The following is a 19959-nucleotide window of genomic DNA, read 5'->3' as shown; positions in this document are numbered from 1 at the left end:
CGTTTTCTTACTTTATAGGTCCATTTCTGGGAAAAGTTTAGCTAGTATTTTCGGAGTAATGCTTTGTCCCGGCCCCTCAGCACAATAGGTGTGCATATACATAGAAGGATTGAAGTTGAGCTCGATGCAGGTACAGTTGGGATTTTCCTTTGTGGAAATAGCAGAGCTGTCAGGGATGATGAGATCAACGCCACAGGCCCAGGCTCCCATAGCCTTTGCCATGTCCGCAGCGAGTTCCTTATAAGATGGGTGCATGCTGTCTGTGACATCAATCGAGTCTCCGCCAGTAGAAATGTTGGAATTGCGCCGCAAGTCAACCTTGACTCCAGCAGGCAGGATATCATCTGGTCCATAGCCTTGCTGGTCCAGCATGAGCAGTTCAATGTCCCCCAGTTCAATGATTTCAAGCGGTGAACGATGATCTCGGCCCCGCAGAGGATTGTCATTTTTGATGGCAATCAATTCTCTCACGGTATGCTGACCGTCTCCGACGACATTGGCCGCCACTCGCAAGAGGACTGCTTGGCATTGTCCGTCTAAGACAAAGAAGCGGTACTCCGTTCCAGCGATAAATTCCTCCACTAAGACGGCGACATCTTCTGAAAAAGCAATCTCCAGAGCCTTGTGATAAGCTTCCAGGCTAGCTGGCTCTTGGAAGATAGAGATGCCCAGTCCGAAGTTAGTTGACTTGGGTTTGACAACAATTTCTCGGTTCTTAATCAAAGGGTAGTAGGCCAGTCCCTCTTCTAGAGAAGAAAATTCTGCTCCAGCCGGAACGGGAAAGTCAGCTGCTGCCAAAATCTTTTTGGTGACTGTTTTATTGGCCATGGCCAAAGGGATGACATAGTTATCCTTGGAGGTCATATTGCCGTTCTTGACATATTCTACATGACTACCATGCCAAAGCTTGAGAAATTGGTCCTTTTCATCTAAAATTTCGACATTTAGCCCCTTTTGAATAGCATCAAAGAGTAGCATCTGGGTGGACAGCTCCATATTTTCGTAGCCTTTGAGGGCATAAGGAGCAGTCCAGGCATAGCGGTGGTATTCTTCTGCTTTTTCTAGACCAAAAGCTGTTAAGGAATCTTGCTGGATATGGGGCAGGAGCTGTCCTGACAGTGTCAGCTGAGGATGTAAGAGAGCCTCTCTCATCTGGTCCAGCAAAGTTTGATAGTAAGTTGGCAGTTCAAAATGCTGGATGAGCTCTTCCATGGCTTGGAGAAGGGCTGAGCTGTCTGCCTCATCTGGCAGGGCAGTCAGCGGGTGGCTACAAGCAATTTTCTGGTTCAAATCATGGGCAGCTTTTAATACTGCATCAACATTTTCTACATCATCTAGCCAGAGCAGGCCCAGTAAAAAGAGATGGACAGTATCTAAGGTCTCTTGGCTAATGCCCAAATGGTCAAAAGGATTGAGATCGAAGCAGCGGAATTCCAGATAGGTGATACCCTGCTCCAGATAGGCGCGATTGTGCTTCTGTCCACGGAAGCGAACGGCTGAGTAAAATTCTTTTTCAGCACTGAGCTCGCCAGACTGAACGTAGTTTTCAATATCGGTTACATATTGCTCCAAAGAAGTGTAGGACACCTGAATATTCTCGTCATTGACATAGCCATAGTCGCTGTTGCGAAAAGAGCGGATAGGCTGCGGGTATTCCTGACTGTAGAAGCCGGCTTCTGCCAGAGGAGCAGCACCGTAGAGATAGGTTAAGAGCCATCGGAAACGCAGAAAGTTTCGAGCCAGTTTGAGATAGAGGTCATTTTTAAAGTCCTTGAGTAAATGATAGGAGCTGACTTGAAAGAGAGCAGCGACCAGATCTTTCCCTAGCTCCATGTTGTAGTGGATGCCAGAGATGGCCTGTAGTTTTTTGCCATATTTTTTCGCTAAACCCTCTCGGTAGTGGCGTTCGTATTCGTTTTCCAGACGGGCGATGATAATATCTTCTTCAGTCAGCTGCGGTGGCATGGACAGAGGCCACAGGCATTCACTCTGGTCAATTGAGCGGCCTGCCACATCGCTGATAGCTCCCAGTAAGCGCCGCGCTTCCTTAGTAGAGTGAGCAATAGGTGTAATTAGTTCCAGTTGTTGTTCGCTGAAGTCTGTTTGGATGGTCGGGTGGAAATTGCGGGAACCAAGCTGACTCGGATGAGCAGTTTGAGCTAAGTGTCCATCAGTTGTCACTCGCAGATTTTCCCTCTCCAGACCAAAGGTCGCTTGGAGAATAGGGCTTGATGTATCCAGTTTCTGCAGTAATTGATTAATCGTCATCGTTTCACCGTCCTATGGTAGTTATTTTAGTCTATTACAAACGGAAAAAGAAAGCAAATTTCCGCTACGATTTTACAAAAATTCCGAACTTTTATTTTAAATTAAGTACTAAAATTCAGAAAATACATATTTTGTAAAAATGTAATTCGTCTACATAAGAGAAAAAACAAATGAAATGATGAACCCTCCTTGAAAAATTGACAAATTTTTCATATAATGAGGTATAAAACATAATCGCAGGTGAGATTCCTGCCTGCTTTTCAAGAAAGGACGAGCTATATAGCTCAGACAAAGATATGACATCAGTAGTTGTTGTAGGAACCCAGTGGGGAGATGAAGGAAAAGGGAAGATTACAGACTTCCTATCAGCCAATGCAGAAGTCATTGCTCGCTACCAAGGTGGGGACAATGCCGGTCACACCATCGTGATTGATGGCAAAAAGTTCAAGTTGCACTTGATTCCTTCTGGTATCTTCTTCCCTGAAAAGATCTCTGTGATTGGAAATGGGGTGGTTGTCAACCCGAAATCATTGGTCAAAGAGTTGGCTTATCTCCATGAAGAAGGGGTATCAACAGACAGCCTTCGCATTTCTGACCGTGCCCATGTCATCCTTCCTTACCACATCGAATTGGACCGTCTCCAAGAAGAGTCAAAAGGGGACAACAAAATCGGAACGACCATCAAAGGGATTGGACCAGCTTACATGGACAAGGCTGCGCGTGTGGGAATCCGGATCGCGGATCTTTTGGACCGCGACGTCTTTGCAGAACGCCTGCGCATCAACTTGGAAGAAAAGAACCGTCAATTTACCAAACTCTATGAAGCAGAGGCTCTTTCCTTTGACGATATCTTCGAAGAATACTATGAATATGGTCAACAAATCAAACAATATGTAACCGATACTTCCGTCATCTTGAACGATGCTTTGGACAACGGCAAGCGCGTGCTCTTTGAAGGAGCCCAAGGGGTTATGTTGGATATCGACCAAGGGACCTATCCATTTGTAACCTCTTCAAACCCAGTCGCAGGTGGGGTGACGATCGGATCAGGTGTCGGCCCAAGCAAGATTGATAAGGTGGTCGGTGTATGTAAAGCTTATACTAGCCGTGTTGGTGATGGACCATTCCCTACGGAGCTCTTCGATAAAGTGGGTGACCGGATCCGTGAAGTCGGTCATGAGTATGGTACGACAACAGGTCGTCCTCGTCGTGTGGGTTGGTTTGACTCAGTTGTGATGCGCCATAGCCGTCGTGTGTCAGGAATTACCAACCTTAGCTTGAACTCGATCGACGTTTTGTCAGGATTGGACACGGTAAAAATCTGTGTAGCCTACGACTTGGATGGGGAACGCATCGACTACTACCCAGCAAGCTTGGAGCAACTCAAACGTTGCAAACCAATCTATGAAGAATTACCAGGTTGGTCAGAAGACATCACCGGTGTGCGTCACTTGGATGAGCTTCCAGAAAATGCCCGCAACTATGTCCGCCGTATCGGTGAGTTGGTTGGTGTGCGCATTTCAACCTTCTCAGTCGGACCAGATCGTGACCAAACCAATATCCTTGAAAGTGTCTGGTCAAGTAAATAATTCAATAAAAGTTGGGAGTCTCTCTCAACTTTTTTGAGTCTTAAGCTTACTTTAAGACACAAGGTCTATACTAAGACCATAAACAAAGACCTCCCAACTTTGTTTAGAATCCAAACTTTTTTTCATAATATCTCCCTATAAGAAGTCACCCATTGGTGGCTTTTTTTCTGGCTTCATCATATAATAGAACAAGAACATAAAAAGTAAGTGAGTGTACAAGTGAGAGACTATACCCTAGAAGAGAAAGAAGCTTTTATGCGAGAGGCTTTAAAAGAGGCAGAGATCGCCTTGGCCCATGAGGAAATTCCTATTGGCTGTGTCATTGTCAAAGACGGCGAGATCATTGGACGTGGGCACAACGCGCGAGAAGAATTGCAGCGAGCGGTCATGCATGCGGAGGTAATGGCGATCGAAGAAGCCAATCAGCACGAAGAGAGCTGGCGTTTGCTGGATACCACCCTATTTGTGACCATTGAACCCTGTGTCATGTGCAGTGGTGCCATCGGGCTGGCCCGGATCCCTCAGGTAGTCTACGGTGCGACCAATCAGAAGTTTGGTGGAGCAGGGAGTCTCTACGACATTTTGACAGATGAACGTCTCAATCACCGGGTGGAAGTAGAAACAGGAATCTTGGAAGCAGAATGTGCAGCCATTATGCAGACCTTTTTCCGCCAAGGCCGAGAACGAAAAAAACAAGCCAAGCTCGCAGCTAAGGCCGAAACACAAGAATAAAAACCGGACCTTTGCAAATTCAGTAAATTATGTTATAATACCTATCGGAGCAACAGTTCTGCGTGAAGCGGGTCAGGGGAGGAATCCAGCAGCCCTAAGCGAAGTGAACTGTGTGCTCTTTTTCTATGTACCTTAGTGAATCAAGTCCAACGGACGCGGATGAACTTAGGTACATTGACGCAGTTCGAGCAAAGCGAGAACTACGTTCCGAAATATATAGAGAGTCAAGTCTGCAGGAGGAGATCTGACCCATAGGATTTACGAGACCTGTAGCCGATCACTCACTAGCGTCATCTTGAAATTCATTAGCGGTTTCAAAGAATAATAGCGTGAAAATGGAGTTTCGGAAGAAGCTTCTTTTTTGTCTGTTCCGCTTAAAATAAGTCCGTATATGCAAACGATTGCTATTGCGTCGTTTCTTGATTTGTGAAAATAAAAAATTAGCAAATGAAAACGTTTTACAAGATGGTTTCCCTTGATTAAATCCCTGTAAAGCGATATCATAGAGGAGAAGAAATATTGGAGGAATACTATGTCACATATTAAATTTGATTATTCAAAAGTATTAGACAAATTTGTTGCACCACATGAAGTGGAATACATGCAAGCACAAGTTACAGCAGCAGACGAATTGATCCGTAAAGGAACTGGTGCTGGTAGCGACTTCTTGGGTTGGTTGGACCTTCCTGAAAACTACGACCGCGAAGAATTTGACCGCATCTTGAAAGCTGCTGAGCAAATCAAAGCAGACAGTGATGTTTTGGTCGTTATCGGTATTGGTGGATCATACCTTGGAGCGAAAGCTGCCATTGACTTCTTGAACCACCACTTTGCAAACTTGCAAACAAAAGAAGAACGCAAAGCTCCACAAATCCTTTATGCTGGAAACTCAATCTCATCAACTTACCTTGCTGACTTAGTAGAGTATGTTGCAGATAAAGACTTCTCAGTCAATGTGATTTCTAAATCAGGTACAACAACTGAACCAGCCATCGCTTTCCGTGTCTTTAAAGAACTCTTGGTGAAGAAATACGGTCAAGAAGAAGCTAACAAACGGATCTACGCAACTACTGACCGCCAAAAAGGTGCTGTTAAGGTTGAAGCAGATGCGAACGGTTGGGAAACATTTGTAGTTCCAGATGATATCGGTGGACGCTTCTCAGTATTGACAGCAGTTGGATTGCTTCCAATCGCAGCATCAGGTGCAGATATCAAAGCCCTTATGGAAGGTGCGAACGCTGCTCGTAAAGACTACACTTTAGACAAACTTTCAGAAAACGAAGCTTACCAATATGCAGCAGTTCGTAACATCCTTTACCGTAAAGGTTATGCGACTGAAATCTTGGTAAACTACGAGCCATCTCTTCAATACTTCTCAGAATGGTGGAAACAATTGGCTGGTGAGTCAGAAGGGAAAGATCAAAAAGGTATCTACCCAACTTCAGCTAACTTCTCAACAGACTTGCACTCATTGGGTCAATTTATCCAAGAAGGAACTCGTATCATGTTTGAAACAGTTGTCCGCGTTGACAAACCTCGTAAGAATGTGATCATCCCTACTTTGGAAGAAGACCTTGACGGACTTGGCTACCTCCAAGGAAAAGACGTTGATTTCGTTAACAAAAAAGCGACTGATGGTGTTCTTCTTGCCCACACTGACGGTGACGTACCAAACATGTACGTGACTCTTCCTGAGCAAGATGCCTTCACTCTTGGATACACTATCTACTTCTTCGAATTGGCTATCGCCCTTTCAGGTTACTTGAATGCGATCAACCCATTTGACCAACCAGGTGTTGAAGCATACAAACGTAACATGTTTGCCCTTCTTGGTAAACCAGGATTTGAAGAATTGAGCAAAGAACTCAACGCTCGTCTTTAATAGACAGACAAAACGATCTCGAAAGAGGTCGTTTTTTAATCGCTTTCCATATCTCAGAATGAGGTGGAAAAATAGACTGTTTTATGATATAGTAGAACTACTATATTTATACTTTGCACGTCAAACTATGATCACAAAAAAGTAGAAAGAACGATGAGCGAAGGTTGTTAGTAAAGGAGAGATTATGACAACAGAAGACAAGACACCTTTTGGAACACAAGAGGGACAAACTGTTCAAGAGCCTTTTGGAACACAAGAGGGACAAACTGTTCAAGAACCTTTTGGAGCACAAAACGAACAAACTGTTCAACCACCTCTTGAAGCCCAAACGGGTCAAACCGTCCAAGACCCTTTTGGAGCACAAGGGGGGCAGGCTGCTCAAGAACCTCTTGAAGATTCAATGGGCCAAAACTTCCAAGACCCTTTTGGAGTACAAAATGGCCAAACAGCTTATGAGCCATTTGGTGCACCAGGAGCGCAAGGCTTCCAACAGTCTTCTCCAGTAGAAGGACCACAAACTGGAGGACAGGAACAATTTTTCCAAAACCAAGCTCCTCAGGTAGAAAACAATCCTTTCTATCAACAAGGGACCCCTCAAGCCTTCCAATCGCAATGGAATGTTCAGCCAAATCCGAAGGGTGTATGGACGAAATTTGTTGTCTTTTCTATTCTTGCACTCCTTCTTGGTGGCTTGATTGGTGGCGGAGCTGGTTATTTCTGGGGACATTCATCTAAACCTCAAGCAGATGCTAAACGTACCAAACGATTAGATCGTGCCAGCGAAGAAGCAAAGAAGACAAAGAAGGGCTTCACCACAGAAAAGGATGAGGTTGTCTTTACTTGGACCCTTAAAGACCTTGCAGCATTAAGTTACAGCAACAAGGACGGTTATGGCTTGACTGCTGATCAGATTGTTGATACGTATGGATTGGCTACTAGTGTCGAATATGAAAAGAAAGGCATGACTCTTACTTGGGATCGTGCAAAGAACGCCTCTCACCAAAATATTTATTTCCGATTTGAAAAAGTGGATGGTAACTATTATTTGAAATCTGTAGAAGCCTTTAACTTGGAAGAAGTCTATGCTAGTGAAGACGATGAAGATGAAGATACTTCAAACGAACGTGAGATGAGCACGAAAGAATTCAAAAATCTGAAAAAAGGAGATAAGAAAACTGGTAAAGGTGGAACCTCCTTATTAGAAGTTTTGAAAAAACATAAACAAAATGTTCAAATTGGTACAGAGACAAAAATCACTGCTGATGGAGAAGAGTATGACTCTACTCGAGTGGTTGCAAAGATCAACCTTAAAGTGGGAGACGATTATAAGACATTACGCTTCTTAGCACAACCAGATGGGGACTTCTTATACATTGGTCCAGAACGTTTTTAATATAGAGGAGATAGATGAAAGATGAATACGAATCAATCACAGGCACCATTTGGTGTGCCAGAAACTGGTGATCAGAAGAAGCCAGGGAAAGGTCTGTTAATTGCTTGTATTAGTGGTTTTGCTGTCTTAGGAGTCATTATCGGTCTCTTCGTCGGCCATTCTATGGGTGCAGCAAATAGTGCTAAAAGTTCCTATCCTGCCCTTCATCCGAAAGCTGATGCAGGGGAATCAAAACGCGATCAGTCTGGAAAGTATATTGATCCAGAAGATACTGATTTTACATGGAACATTACTGATTTGGCTGATCTCGAGCTTGGTACTTACTCAACTTCAAATTTGGGAACATCCATTGAAGATGTTGTGGATAAACACGGAAAAGCCTTACAAGGTTCATTTAGAAGAGATCTCATTGATCTAGAGTGGGGCGAGTTAAAAGAAGATCAGGATGATACCTATTCTCAATACCATACCGTTCGTGATATGAGATTGACCTTTAAGAAAGAGGGAGATACCTATTATTTACAGGACCTCTATTATTCAGGGGATTATAACGAAGCTGAGGACAATTTCATGACCTCTTCTTACTATGACAAGCTTAAAGTCGGGGATACCAAAACTGGTAAGGATGGCGTTTCTTACAAGGAAGTTTTGAAAGATAATACTATTTATTCTCTCTCTTTGTCTGCTGATGAAGACTATAAAACTCACGATATTGTTACTACCATGACAATCCGTTTTAAATCCTCAACGACAGACCAATATAAGTTGACTTTTGTGAAACAATCAGATGGAGATTTCCTTCTTGCTAAAAAAGGCGATGACTAAGATCGGTCGCTTTTCTGCCTCATAATGGTAGGGGAAGAGAAAAAATCAACTTTCTTAATGCTAGAAAAAGAGAGTGGGACAGAAATCGGTAATTGGTTAGAATTCGATTTCGTCGTCCCACCTCCGCACAGTTGAGTAGGGCTGTAAAAGCTGATGAAATCAGCGTAGTAGAGCTCACTCAACCACTGCGTCTTGCTCGACAATCCAAAGACAATTGAGAGGCTAGGACTTTTGTCCCAGCCTCTTCTCTATTCTAGCGAGGACGGGCTATTTATGGTATAGTAGGATATGTTACCATAGGAAACAGGGGTAAACAGTTGGAAGGAAAGGGATACAGATACGATTGCAGAATGGATAATGTAAAGGAAATAACAAGAAAACATCTGAAGACCCTCTTAGCTTTCATCCAAAAAAGAGGGATTATTATAGGGATTCTCGGAATGCTGGGAGTAGGCTATGGACTCGCTGCTTCTGGGAGACCACAAGACCAGCTAAGTCCAGACCGGCAAGTGACCTTTAGTAAGGAAGAAGTCTATCTGAAGGACTTCCTAGCGAAATCAGATCTCCCAGAAGTTGGGGTGAATTTGGAGAAATTGCTGGAGTTTAAAATAGGAGATGCGACTCTTGTGCCAAGCACCAAGGGGACGACCCCAGAGACCCTGGTCGAAAAATTAGGGGGAGCCAAGCAGGCTCGGCTTGAATCAAAAGCTAGAACGCAGCTCCTTCGGCTCAGCTATGGGACGACACAAGATGGTCGAGATAGATACCAATTTGAATTTACCCATATGAGGGATGGTTACTATCTGACCGCTATTCAGGGCTATCAACCAAGCTCTAAGCACAATTTAGAAAGTAAACAGCTGAAAAAGGCGGTCCTGACCAGTCTTGCTAGTGGGAAAGAGAAAACAGGCATGAAACTAGAAGACATTTTACAAAAGGTCGGCTTGCCACAATCATTGCTTTTGAATCATAAGGATGGAAAGACAGTTTTGGTTTTGACCTACCGTGCACAAGAGGGTCTGGTCTTTCTCACTTTGCAACCCCAAAAAGATGCTCGCTATCATCTAGTCAAGGTCGAATAAGGAGGAGTAAATGGATACAGTCATCAAGAAGTTAAAAGTTCCTGGTCTCCTGCTGCTAGCGCTCCTCTTAGGGATGGGTCTAGAGGTCCTTAGTCATCCGCCGAAAAATTCTACAGCCATAAATGAAATAAGGAACTTATCAACTTTTAAAGCGAAAGAATTTCAAGGGGAGCGACTCTTGAAAGAAACGAATGAAAAAAAGGATTCGCCATGGACCTTGGATCAGATCGAGCATTTCCCTCTATCGATAAAGAACCAAAACGATAGCCTAAAGCAGACTGGAAGTCGCCTGGAGACCCTTCTGAAGGAGATGGGACATCCGCAAGAGAAAGTCCTCATTCAATCTGCAGCAAGCAAGCAACCCAGTCTCTCCTTGCTCTATCGATGGGACGACAGAGGGAAGGGCTCATCCATCCGTTTGCTTTTTAGCAAGGGGGTTGATGGTAGCTATCTGTTAGAAGAGATCGATGCGAGTCTGGCCAATCTCAATCGGGATGGGAAAAAAGTTTTTTCAGAAAGAGTTTATCAGAGCTTAGAACCTGGAGAAAAGATAGATTTGAAGGCACTTCTAGGTAGCTATATGGGCTTGCAGTCCCTTGTCCGACGCCAAATCGGCCCTGATCGGGAAGGCTTTCAACTGTCCTATCAGGATGAGAAGGGAAAAACATATTTATTGGAGCTTGAACAGGTAGAGGATTCTTATTACTTGTTGCGTAAGAGTCAACTAGATCCTAAAAAACAAATGTAAGTAAATAAAAGGGAAAATGGAATGGAAAAAGATAGACAGATTCAAAGAGAATGGTCTAGGTTCCCAAGTAGGAATCGGGAAGTGTCTGAAGTCTTTTCGGATCGTGGACCTGAAGGAGAAGCTTTTGAAAGTCCCAGTCTTCGGAGCTATCAAAAAGGAGTGAAGAGAAGTGTCCGTGAGGACGCTTTTCGTGGATCAGGCTTGCCTCACTTCGGTTCTCTTCTAGTAGCTGGCGTGGGGGTGGTTCTTCTCTTTACTTTTATAATTGGGGTAATTGGCTATGTGAGTCAATCTTCCCAAAAGACAGAGCAGGATACCCCAGTAAGTAAGAAACAGGACCGTCATTCTTTCAGTTCGACATCCTCTAAACAATCATCTGCCTCCTCTAGCCAAACATCAGAATCTTCTAGCTCAACAAAGGAAGAGAAGAGTGAGTCAGATATGAAATCGGGACAATTGACTGCCGATAATTCCCCCTATATAGATGGAGATAATGGGATTCGTGACTTTAATTTTGACGAGTTATTAGTTCTCAGTCAAAAAAATAAATTATCCAATGTGACCGCAGAAGAACTTGTGAATCAGTATGGAAAAGCCAAAAGAGGTTTTTTTTCTAATGTAAGTGCAGACAATCGGGGAATTACCTTACAATATGAACTACCGGATAATCGTGGAAATGTCAGTTTTAATCTAATGGGACATGACAATGAGTATAGGGTCACTAATATCTATATGGGATATTACGGTAATTCTTTAGGAGAACCGACCAAAACAACAGAAGAATTTAGAGCTCTCTTTTCTCAAGATGGACAGGAAATTCATGACGTTATTTCTCAAATGGGAACTCCTGAAGTCACACATTTTTCCATCTCATCTTCTCAGAAAGTATACTCCTGCACCCTCTCCTATTCAACAGTAGACAATGAACTAGTTTCCCTAAATTTCGAGGAAAACTCCGAGCAGTGGTATCTAAAAGGAATAGCTGTTAAAAAGAAACCATAGCGTGATTTAATGTGTCCGTTAAATTATGCTATAATAGTAAAATCAAAGAGTTCAAAAGGAGCCTATCTTCCTAGAGGACTGACTACATAGAACAAGAGGTATTGCCATGACTGCACAAAAAATGACTGCACAAGAGATTATCGCCTTTATCGGCAATGCAGAGAAGAAAACCAATGTTAAAGTAACTTTTGAAGGGGAACTGGCAGGAGATCTTCCGGCATCCGTTGTGAAACTAGGCAATGTCCTATTTGGAGACTGGAAAGAGATTGAGCCCCTTCTTGTCAACTTAACAGAAAATAAAGATTATATCGTAGAGCAAGATGGTCGCAATTCGGCGGTACCTTTGCTGGACAAGCGTTATTTGAATGCTCGGATTGAACCGGGTGCGATCATTCGAGATCAGGTGACTATTGAAGACAATGCGGTGATCATGATGGGAGCCGTCATCAATATCGGTGCTGAAATTGGTGCAGGGACCATGATCGACATGGGAGCCATTCTTGGTGGCCGTGCAACAGTTGGTAAAAACAGCCACATCGGAGCAGGAGCGGTCCTAGCTGGGGTCATTGAGCCAGCCTCTGCAGAACCAGTCCGAATCGGGGATAACGTCTTGGTGGGAGCCAATGCTGTCGTCATCGAAGGAGTTCAAGTTGGTAATGGCTCTGTCGTAGCGGCGGGTGCGATTGTTACCCAGGATGTCCCTGAAAATGTGGTAGTAGCTGGTGTACCTGCGCGCGTGATTAAGACTATTGACGAGCAGACGCAACAAAAAACAGCCCTTGAGGATGCCTTGCGTAACCTTTAAGAGAGTATAGAAGTAGGAAGCTGGGGGATACCTCGGCTTCTTCTCAAAAGAGGAAGACGGATATGACACTTGATTTAGTAAAGATTCGACGGGACCTGCATCAAATCCCAGAAATTGGACTAGAAGAATTTAAAACACAAGCCTATCTCTTGGAGCGCATCGCAGAAATCACCGAGGGAAAAGAGTTCGTCGAGCAGCGGACCTGGCGGACGGGGATCCTGGTTTTTCTGAAGGGATCCAATCCCGAAAAGACCATTGGCTGGCGGACGGATATCGATGGACTGCCCATTGTTGAGCAGACTGGTCTTGACTTTGCCTCTCGTCACGAAGGTCGGATGCATGCCTGTGGCCATGATGTTCATATGACCTTAGCCTTGGGCTTGCTGGAGCAACTGGTTCAAGAACAGCCTAAGAACAATCTCTTGTTCCTCTTTCAACCAGCCGAGGAAAATGAAGCCGGAGGCATGCTCATGTATGAAGATGGTGCCTTTGGAGACTGGCTGCCTGATCAATTCTACGGCCTCCATGTCCGACCAGACTTAAAGGTAGGTGAGATTGCGACCAATCGGGGGACGCTCTTTGCAGGGACCTGTGAAGTGAAGCTGACCTTTAAAGGAAAAGGTGGACACGCCGCTTTTCCACATGAAGCTAAGGATGCCCTGGTCGCTGCTAGCTATTTTGTCACCCAGGTTCAAACCATTGTTAGCCGCAATGTCGATCCTATCGAGGGAGCAGTTGTGACTTTCGGCTCCATGCATGCGGGGACGACCAATAATGTCATTGCAGAGACGGCCTTTTTGCATGGGACGATTCGGACTCTGACCAAGGAAATGAACCTCTTGACCCAGAAGCGACTCGAGACGATTGCGAGAGGGGTTGCGGCGACTTTTGATATGGACTTAGAGCTAGAACTCAAGCAAGGGGGCTATTTGCCGGTGGAAAACAATCCAGACTTGGCAGATGAACTGATGACCTTCTTTGATCAAGCAGAAGATGTCACCTTGATTGATATCCTGCCTGCGATGACCGGAGAGGATTTCGGTTACCTCTTGTCAAAAGTGGATGGGGTCATGTTCTGGTTGGGAGTGGACAGTCCTTATGCCCTCCACCACCCTCAGATGAGTCCCAAGGAAGAAGCCCTGTCCTTCGGTGTAAAGGCCATTAGTCCTTTCTTACAAATGAAAGCTAACCAATAAAGAAAGATGGAAATGAAAGCAAGTATTCGAAAAAGTGTGTTGAAGAAGATGAGAGGTTTGGAGTCGGAGACCAAGCGAAGGGCCGATCAAGCCTTGATCCAGCGTTTACGCTCTTTGTCAGCTTACCAAGAAGCAAGTGTTATAGCGACCTATTTGTCCTTCCCGCATGAGGTGAATACGAGTATTCTGATTGCCGCAGTTCAAGCAGATGGCAAGCAGGTCGTCATTCCAAAAACCTATCCAAAAGGACGCATGGAATTTGTGGCCTATGATTCGCAGAAGTTGAAACAAACATCTTTTGGCCTCTTGGAACCAGAGGATGGGAGCCAAGCAATCGATAAGTCGGAGATTGATTTGATCCATGTTCCTGGAGTAGCCTTTCAAAAGGATGGCTATCGGCTGGGTTATGGAGGAGGCTATTACGATCGCTATTTGGCAGATTATGACGGGGCGACCGTCAGCACCATCTATGCTTGCCAAGAAGTAGACTTTACACCTGCTCCCCATGATGTCCCTGTTAAGGAGGTTCTTGTGGATGAATCAACTATTTGATAAGAAATACCCAGTGACCAGTAGCTTGCTTCTATTAACAACTGGCGTTTTTCTATCCATGTTGCTACTTCGTGGTTTTGACTATGAATCTGTCCAAACTGTTTATGATTTTGGGGGTGTCTTAGGAGATGAAATCCAAGTAGACCCGATTCAGAGCTGGCGTTTGCTTGCTGCCATGTTTGTTCATATTGGCTTGCAACACTTTGTTTTAAACATGGTTACCCTCTATTTCCTCGGAAGAATCGCAGAAGATTTATTTGGATCAAAGGCCTTCTTAGCCCTCTACCTCTTATCCGGCTTGATGGGCAATCTTTTTGTCCTGGTCTTTTCTCCAGAAGTCGTCGCAGCAGGGGATTCTACCGCCTTGTTCGGTATCTTTGGGGCCATTGCCAGTTTACGTTTTATTGCTCGGAGTCCCTACATTCAGTATCTGAGCCAAAGTTATACTTCCTTGATCCTGATCAATATCCTCTTTAGCTTTATGCCCGGGATTAGTCTAGCAGGTCACTTAGGGGGCTTGGTAGGAGGAGGGATTCTAGCCTTTGTCTTTCCTGTCTATGGTGAGCGAGATAGTGTGAAAAAAAGCTGGCGCTTGGGAGCTCTGTTCCTTTATACAGCTGTTGCAGGTCTTCTATATGCTTGGGCTCTTATATTTTAGGCTTTCCAAGGATTTGTAGCACATTTGTAAATTATCTGAAAACTGAGTGAAGTCTCAGTTTTTTTGTATATATCTCTTAAAAATGATATAGAAAGCTAGAAATATCACAAATAAATGAATAAAAATGTAAAAAAGAAAGCGCTTGCAATGTTGATTGGAAAGGAGTAGACTGGTGGTATATAAAACCTTCTTGTGTCCAAAAAACGCTTGAGGACATAAAATAAGCAAAAAGGAGATTTGCGATGAAGAAATGGTTGTTTAAACTAGCTTTGGTAGCGATGACGTTCTTACTCCTACCAATTCAAGCCGTTCAGGCCTGCTGTGGGTTTATTATTGGTCGCCAGTTAACCAAGGATGGTACCACCCTTTTTGGTCGGACTGAGGACTATCCTTATTATCCAAATGGCGGAAAACACAACAAAAACTATGTTGTTGTCGATGCCAAGAACTATAATGAGGGAGATAAAATCGAGGATGAATCCAACGGATTCACCTACCCGCATGCTGCCAACGAAATGAAATACACAGCTGCTTATGACTCTGCTCGTGGTGACGGTAGCAATGGTGCTTTCGGGGAACACGGTTTTAATGAGGCCGGAGTATCCATGACTGCGACAGTGACAGCTATCCCAAATAAGAAGGTCTTGACAACGGATCCTTTGAAAGCTGACGGACTTCCAGAATCAGCTATGCTAGATGTTATCTTACCACGTGTTAAAACTGCCCGTGAAGGGGTTGAATTACTGGCTAAAGTTATCGAAGAAAAAGGTTCAGCTGAAGGAAACGTGGTGGTCTTTGCAGACCAAAATGAAACTTGGTATATGGAAATTCTTTCTGGTCACCAATATGTAGCGGTGAAGGTGCCAGAAGATAAGTACGCAGTCTTTGCAAATACCTACTACCTAGGTCATGTTGATTTGAATGATACTGAAAATGTCATTGCCTCTAAAGATGTTGAAAAAGTAGCCAAGGAATCTGGCAACTACAAGACTGATAAAGATGGCAACTTCCATATTGCTAAATCTTATGGCCCAGAGAAATATGCTGAAGGAGACCGCTCACGGACCTATGCAGGAATCACCTTGCTAGATCCAGACTCTAAAGTTACTTATGAGGATGATGAGTATGAGCTCTTCCGTTCGCCAACCGATCCAAACAAAAAATACACCTTAGAAGATGCTTTTGCATTGCAACGGAATCGTTTTGAACACTTGAATGGACGCTTTGTACCAGATGATCAAATTGGTGTTAAGAAGCAAGGTGATGATGGTAGCAACGATACTGTTCGTAAAGACCAATATAAATATGCTTTAGGAAACGAAAATGTTATCGATGCCCATGTCTATCAAATCAATCCAAACCTTCCAAAATCATTTGGTGGTACAGTTTGGCTAGGAATGGGTCCTTCACGGAATACCCCTTATGTTCCGTTCTATGGAAACGTAAAAGATACTTACGAAGCCTTTAAACCTCAAACAGCTACTTATGATCCAAATTCATGGTATTGGACAGTTTGGCACATCGACCAAATGGCCATCAATAACCAAGATCTCTTTGGAAAATCTATCCAAAATCACTGGAAAGCACTAGAAGAACAGCTCATTATTGAACAAAAAGTGAGTGATGCAAAATATGCTGCTTTGAAAGCTGATGAAGCAGCTGCAAAAGGGGCAGAGGATCAAGTGACTGCCGAAGCAATAGCGCGTTCTGAACGTCTGTTCAAACAATTTAAACAATATGAAGCTGAACTTTCAGCTACCTTGAAAGAAGCAGGTAGAACGGATGATCCATATCGGGCATCTCTTCCAGATGATTACAAGGATCCAACGGACGCAACCACGACAACAGCTCCAAGTACCGATCCAAGTAGGGATGAAACCACGACAAGTGAGCCAATTACCGATCCAAGTAAGGAAGAAACCACGACAAGTGAGCCAATTACCGATCCAAGTAGGGATGAAACCACGACAAGTGAGCCAATTGCCGATCCAAGTAAGGAAGAAACCACGACAAGTGAGCCAATTACTGATCCAAGTAAGGAAGAAACCACGACAAGTGAGCCAATTACCGATCCAAGTAAGGAAGAAACCACGACAAGTGAGTCAATTACCGATCCAAGTAAGGAAGAAACCACGACAAGTGAGCCAATTACCGATCTAAGTAAGGAAGAAACTACGACAAGTGAGCCAATTACCGATCCAAGTAAGGAAGAAACCACGACAACAACTACAACTACTAAACCAAGCAAGGACGAAATCAAGCCACCACAACCAAGTACCGATCCAAACAAGAATGTAAACACATCAACTAAGATTGTCCCTGCTCCAACAACAAACAATCGTCCAGTTCTTCCGACGAATTCCTATATTTTAGTAGATCCTGTTACTGGAATCACCCTGCAAAACCCAGATTTTGCCCAAGGTGGCTTTAATTTGGCAGTTGCTGTTTTGAAGGATGTCCAAGCTCTTAAAGGTAAAGATTATAAGATTTATGACATTCAGTTGTCAAATCAAAATGGAGCCGTTCATCAATTCAGCCCAACTGTGGTGACCATGCCAGTTGATCCTACTAAAGAAGTAGAATCTGTTGTAGGCATTGGAGAAGATGGCAAGGTTGAGACTTACCAGTTCAGCCTGAATGAAGACAAGAGCAAGGTAACCTTCACAACCAATCACTTCTCATCTTATGGAGTTGTTTACAAAACAGCAGCCAAGGTAGAAGAAAAGACAGAAAGCAAGAAATTGCCATCTACTGGACAAACCATTTCAATGGTTGGTATCATCGGAGGTGTCTTGATTAGTGCACTTGGATTTGCCTTCTATGTAGAAAAACGAAAACAGAACAAAGCCTAAAAAGCAACTTTTTAAGAAATGAAAAGAGGCCGGACGTATTGTCCGGTCTTTCAAATTGAATATAAAGTGATCTTAGAAACTTTCCTTAGGTGAGTACGGACGTCAGCGAACTTCGAAGAAATTCCATGACTTAGTTTTGGATCTAAGGTTCCAAAACTCCCGAGTACTTGAAACACCAATGGTTCAAGTACTTTTCTCACAGCGGAAAGTTCCAGTTCCTTCTTCAATGACTCAAAAAAAAATAAATTTTTCTTATTTTTTGAAGAATCAGCTGAGTTTTTTTATGTACTAAATAGAAAGAAGCCGGACATCTAGTCCGGTCTCTTTGCTTTATAGTCGAAAAGTCGGGGGGAGGATCTTTTACTCCTCGGTACCTTTTCCTGTTTCTTCTAATTGTTTTCCAAGGTTGATGATGTATTGTTTGAGATCATCTTTAACCTGTGGGTGTTTCAAGGCATAATCAATAGATGTTTTCATGAAACCAAACTTGTCCCCCACATCGTAGCGTCTGCCTTTAAACTCACGGGCAAATACTCGTTGGGTCTTGTTTAAGGTATCAATAGCATCTGTTAATTGGATTTCATTTCCAGCGCCTGGTTTTTGGTTTTCCAAAATTTGGAAGATCTCTGGAGTTAGCAAGTAACGACCAATAATGGCAAGGTCACTTGGTGCTTCCTCAGGTGACGGTTTTTCGACAAAGGTTTCGACGCTATACAGTCCGTTGATGCCTTCCCCTTGAGGAGCAATGACTCCGTAGGCAGAAACCTCTTCATGGGGAACTTTCATGACGGCAATGGTTGAAGCATGTGTCTCGTCATAGTCATTCATCAATTGCTTGGTGAGAGTAGTAGCTGTATCATCTGTGATATCCATGAGGTCATCACCCAGCATTACAACGAAAGGCTCATTCCCAACGAAGGCCTTGGCCTGAAGGACAGCATCTCCAAGGCCACGCGGATGTTTTTGACGAATGAAGTGGAGGCGCATCCTGGTAGTTTCATCGACCAGTTTCAACAGATCATTTTTTCCTTTTTCCTTGAGGTTATACTCAAGTTCGAAGTTTGAGTCGAAGTGGTCTTCGATCGAACGTTTTGACTTACCAGTGACAACGAGAATATCTTCGATGCCAGCCTTAAGGGCTTCTTCAACGATGAATTGGATGGTTGGTTTATCCACGATTGGCAACATTTCTTTGGCCAAGGCTTTGGTTGCAGGTAGGAAACGAGTTCCAAGTCCGGCCGCAGGAATGACTGCTTTTCTAACTTTTGTCATAATAATTCCTTTCTAACTAAAGAATAATTGGTTGGTAATCTAATTGGTAAGGAACGATCCCTTAGTTCCACTCATTTTCTTCTTTAAATTCATTGTTCATCATGAAGTTAATAGCTTCACGAATGTCTTGCCCTTCATAAATCACTTGGTAGATGGCTTGTGTGATCGGCATATAGACGTCAAGCTCTTGGGCCAGTTCGTAGGCAGCCTTAGTGGTGGAAATCCCCTCGATGATCATGCCCATGTTGGCTTCGATATCTTCTAGTTTTTCACCGCGACCAAGGGCATCCCCAGCTCGCCAGTTCCGAGAGTGGATCGAAGTTCCTGTCACGATCAGGTCTCCAACTCCCGATAGTCCACTATAGGTCAATGGGCTAGCCCCAAGTTTCACTCCTAGACGGGTAATTTCAGCTAGTCCGCGCGTGATGATGGCAGCCTTGGCATTGTCTCCGAATCCGAGTCCGTGGAGGGCTCCAGCTCCGACTGCGATAATGTTTTTCAAGGCTCCAGCCGTTTCTACCCCAATTACATCTGTATTGGTATAGAGGCGGAAGTAATGGTTGCTGAAGAGCTCTTGAACGTAACGAGCTGTTTCTAAATCCTTAGAAGCTGCTGTGATCAGAGTGATATCGCGAACAATTGTTTCTTCAGCGTGACTTGGACCAGACACGACCACAATCTCGCTACGTAGAGAAGCAGGAATTTCCTCTTCTAAGATTTGAGAAATCCGTTTGTGACTGTTTGGTTCTAATCCTTTGGATGCGTGCATGACCTTAACAGGATGGTCCAAGAGTTCAGCTACTTGCTTGGCAACGAGTCGGGTCACCTTGGTTGGGACGACAAAGAGGACAGCATCTGCTCCAGAAAGGGCTTCATCCAAGTTGTGGTAAGCCTTGATCCCTGGATCTAGCAGGACATCCTTAAAGTAGCGTTTGTTGGTATGTTCTTGATTGATTTCGTCGATTTGTTCTGAGACGTTTCCCCAGATCCGCACTTCATGGCCATTATCGTGGAGGACTTGAGAAAGGGCAGTTCCCCAAGAACCAGGACCGATGACCGCAACGGTTTGTTTATCCATAGTATTCTCCTTCGTGAAGATTTCA

16 protein-coding genes and 1 other RNA gene are annotated in these 19959 nt (G+C 43.9%); 14 read left to right on the top strand and 3 right to left on the bottom strand.

Going from position 1 to position 19959, the window contains the following annotated elements:
• Nucleotides 1-12: 12 nt before the first annotated feature.
• Nucleotides 13-2268 (bottom strand): bifunctional glutamate--cysteine ligase GshA/glutathione synthetase GshB, encoded by a 2256-nt coding sequence (gshAB, locus tag AC3E6G_RS07540; RefSeq protein WP_023024633.1) that lies wholly within the window; start codon nt 2266-2268, stop codon nt 13-15.
• Between the two features lie 296 nt (nt 2269-2564).
• Between gshAB and AC3E6G_RS07535 the strand changes: the two genes are divergently transcribed.
• The 14 genes from AC3E6G_RS07535 (at nt 2565) to AC3E6G_RS07470 (ending at nt 17584) form a co-directional block, all read left to right on the top strand.
• Complete coding sequence (locus AC3E6G_RS07535; RefSeq protein ID WP_490700755.1) at nt 2565-3857, top strand: adenylosuccinate synthase; 1293 nt, start codon at nt 2565-2567, stop codon at nt 3855-3857.
• 219 nt (nt 3858-4076) lie between these two features.
• Entirely contained in the window at nt 4077-4589 is a 513-nt protein-coding gene (gene tadA, locus AC3E6G_RS07530) for a tRNA adenosine(34) deaminase TadA (RefSeq protein ID WP_049474207.1), read from the top strand.
• Between the two features lie 41 nt (nt 4590-4630).
• Nucleotides 4631-4716, top strand: an RNA gene (gene ffs / locus AC3E6G_RS07525) — signal recognition particle sRNA small type.
• A gap of 405 nt (nt 4717-5121) precedes the next feature.
• Nucleotides 5122-6471: a glucose-6-phosphate isomerase gene (locus AC3E6G_RS07520; RefSeq protein WP_195550574.1), complete on the top strand. Its 1350-nt coding sequence runs from the start codon at nt 5122-5124 to the stop codon at nt 6469-6471.
• Nucleotides 6472-6655: 184 nt separating this feature from the next.
• Nucleotides 6656-7864: a hypothetical protein gene (locus AC3E6G_RS07515; RefSeq protein WP_195550575.1), complete on the top strand. Its 1209-nt coding sequence runs from the start codon at nt 6656-6658 to the stop codon at nt 7862-7864.
• A 21-nt stretch (nt 7865-7885) separates the two neighbouring features.
• The gene (locus tag AC3E6G_RS07510) at nt 7886-8689 is read left to right on the top strand and encodes a hypothetical protein (RefSeq protein WP_195550576.1); all 804 of its coding nucleotides are present in this window, start codon (nt 7886-7888) and stop codon (nt 8687-8689) included.
• Between the two features lie 350 nt (nt 8690-9039).
• Nucleotides 9040-9771, top strand: a complete 732-nt coding sequence (locus tag AC3E6G_RS07505; RefSeq protein WP_195550577.1) for a hypothetical protein — start codon at nt 9040-9042, stop codon at nt 9769-9771.
• Between the two features lie 10 nt (nt 9772-9781).
• Nucleotides 9782-10519 carry a hypothetical protein gene (locus AC3E6G_RS07500; RefSeq protein WP_490700754.1) on the top strand — a complete coding sequence of 246 codons (738 nt, stop codon included), beginning with the start codon at nt 9782-9784 and terminating at the stop codon, nt 10517-10519.
• A gap of 21 nt (nt 10520-10540) precedes the next feature.
• Complete coding sequence (locus AC3E6G_RS07495; protein ID WP_195550579.1) at nt 10541-11521, top strand: hypothetical protein; 981 nt, start codon at nt 10541-10543, stop codon at nt 11519-11521.
• A 106-nt stretch (nt 11522-11627) separates the two neighbouring features.
• On the top strand, nt 11628-12326 hold the full coding sequence (dapD, locus tag AC3E6G_RS07490) for a 2,3,4,5-tetrahydropyridine-2,6-dicarboxylate N-acetyltransferase (protein WP_195550580.1): 699 nt from the start codon (nt 11628-11630) through the stop codon (nt 12324-12326).
• A 62-nt stretch (nt 12327-12388) separates the two neighbouring features.
• Complete coding sequence (locus AC3E6G_RS07485; protein WP_195550581.1) at nt 12389-13522, top strand: N-acetyldiaminopimelate deacetylase; 1134 nt, start codon at nt 12389-12391, stop codon at nt 13520-13522.
• Nucleotides 13523-13534: 12 nt separating this feature from the next.
• On the top strand, nt 13535-14074 hold the full coding sequence (locus AC3E6G_RS07480; RefSeq protein WP_125374620.1) for a 5-formyltetrahydrofolate cyclo-ligase: 540 nt from the start codon (nt 13535-13537) through the stop codon (nt 14072-14074).
• Nucleotides 14058-14732: a rhomboid family intramembrane serine protease gene (locus AC3E6G_RS07475; RefSeq protein ID WP_195550582.1), complete on the top strand. Its 675-nt coding sequence runs from the start codon at nt 14058-14060 to the stop codon at nt 14730-14732. The genes AC3E6G_RS07480 and AC3E6G_RS07475 overlap by 17 nt, the downstream gene beginning before the upstream one ends.
• 242 nt (nt 14733-14974) lie before the next feature.
• On the top strand, nt 14975-17584 hold the full coding sequence (locus AC3E6G_RS07470; protein ID WP_195550583.1) for a C69 family dipeptidase: 2610 nt from the start codon (nt 14975-14977) through the stop codon (nt 17582-17584).
• Between the two features lie 360 nt (nt 17585-17944).
• On the opposite strand, the gene galU is transcribed toward AC3E6G_RS07470, so the two are convergent.
• Both galU and AC3E6G_RS07460 read right to left on the bottom strand, forming a co-directional pair.
• Nucleotides 17945-18856 (bottom strand): UTP--glucose-1-phosphate uridylyltransferase GalU, encoded by a 912-nt coding sequence (gene galU / locus AC3E6G_RS07465; RefSeq protein WP_195550584.1) that lies wholly within the window; start codon nt 18854-18856, stop codon nt 17945-17947.
• A 61-nt stretch (nt 18857-18917) separates the two neighbouring features.
• Nucleotides 18918-19934 carry an NAD(P)H-dependent glycerol-3-phosphate dehydrogenase gene (locus AC3E6G_RS07460; protein WP_048691428.1) on the bottom strand — a complete coding sequence of 339 codons (1017 nt, stop codon included), beginning with the start codon at nt 19932-19934 and terminating at the stop codon, nt 18918-18920.
• Between the last annotated feature and the right edge of the window lie 25 nt (nt 19935-19959).

The organism is Streptococcus sp. SCPM-O-B-23252 (M501) (assembly GCF_058200355.1).
The sequence above is the reverse complement of the archived record's forward strand: the minus strand, read 5'-3'. Positions and strand labels throughout refer to the sequence as shown.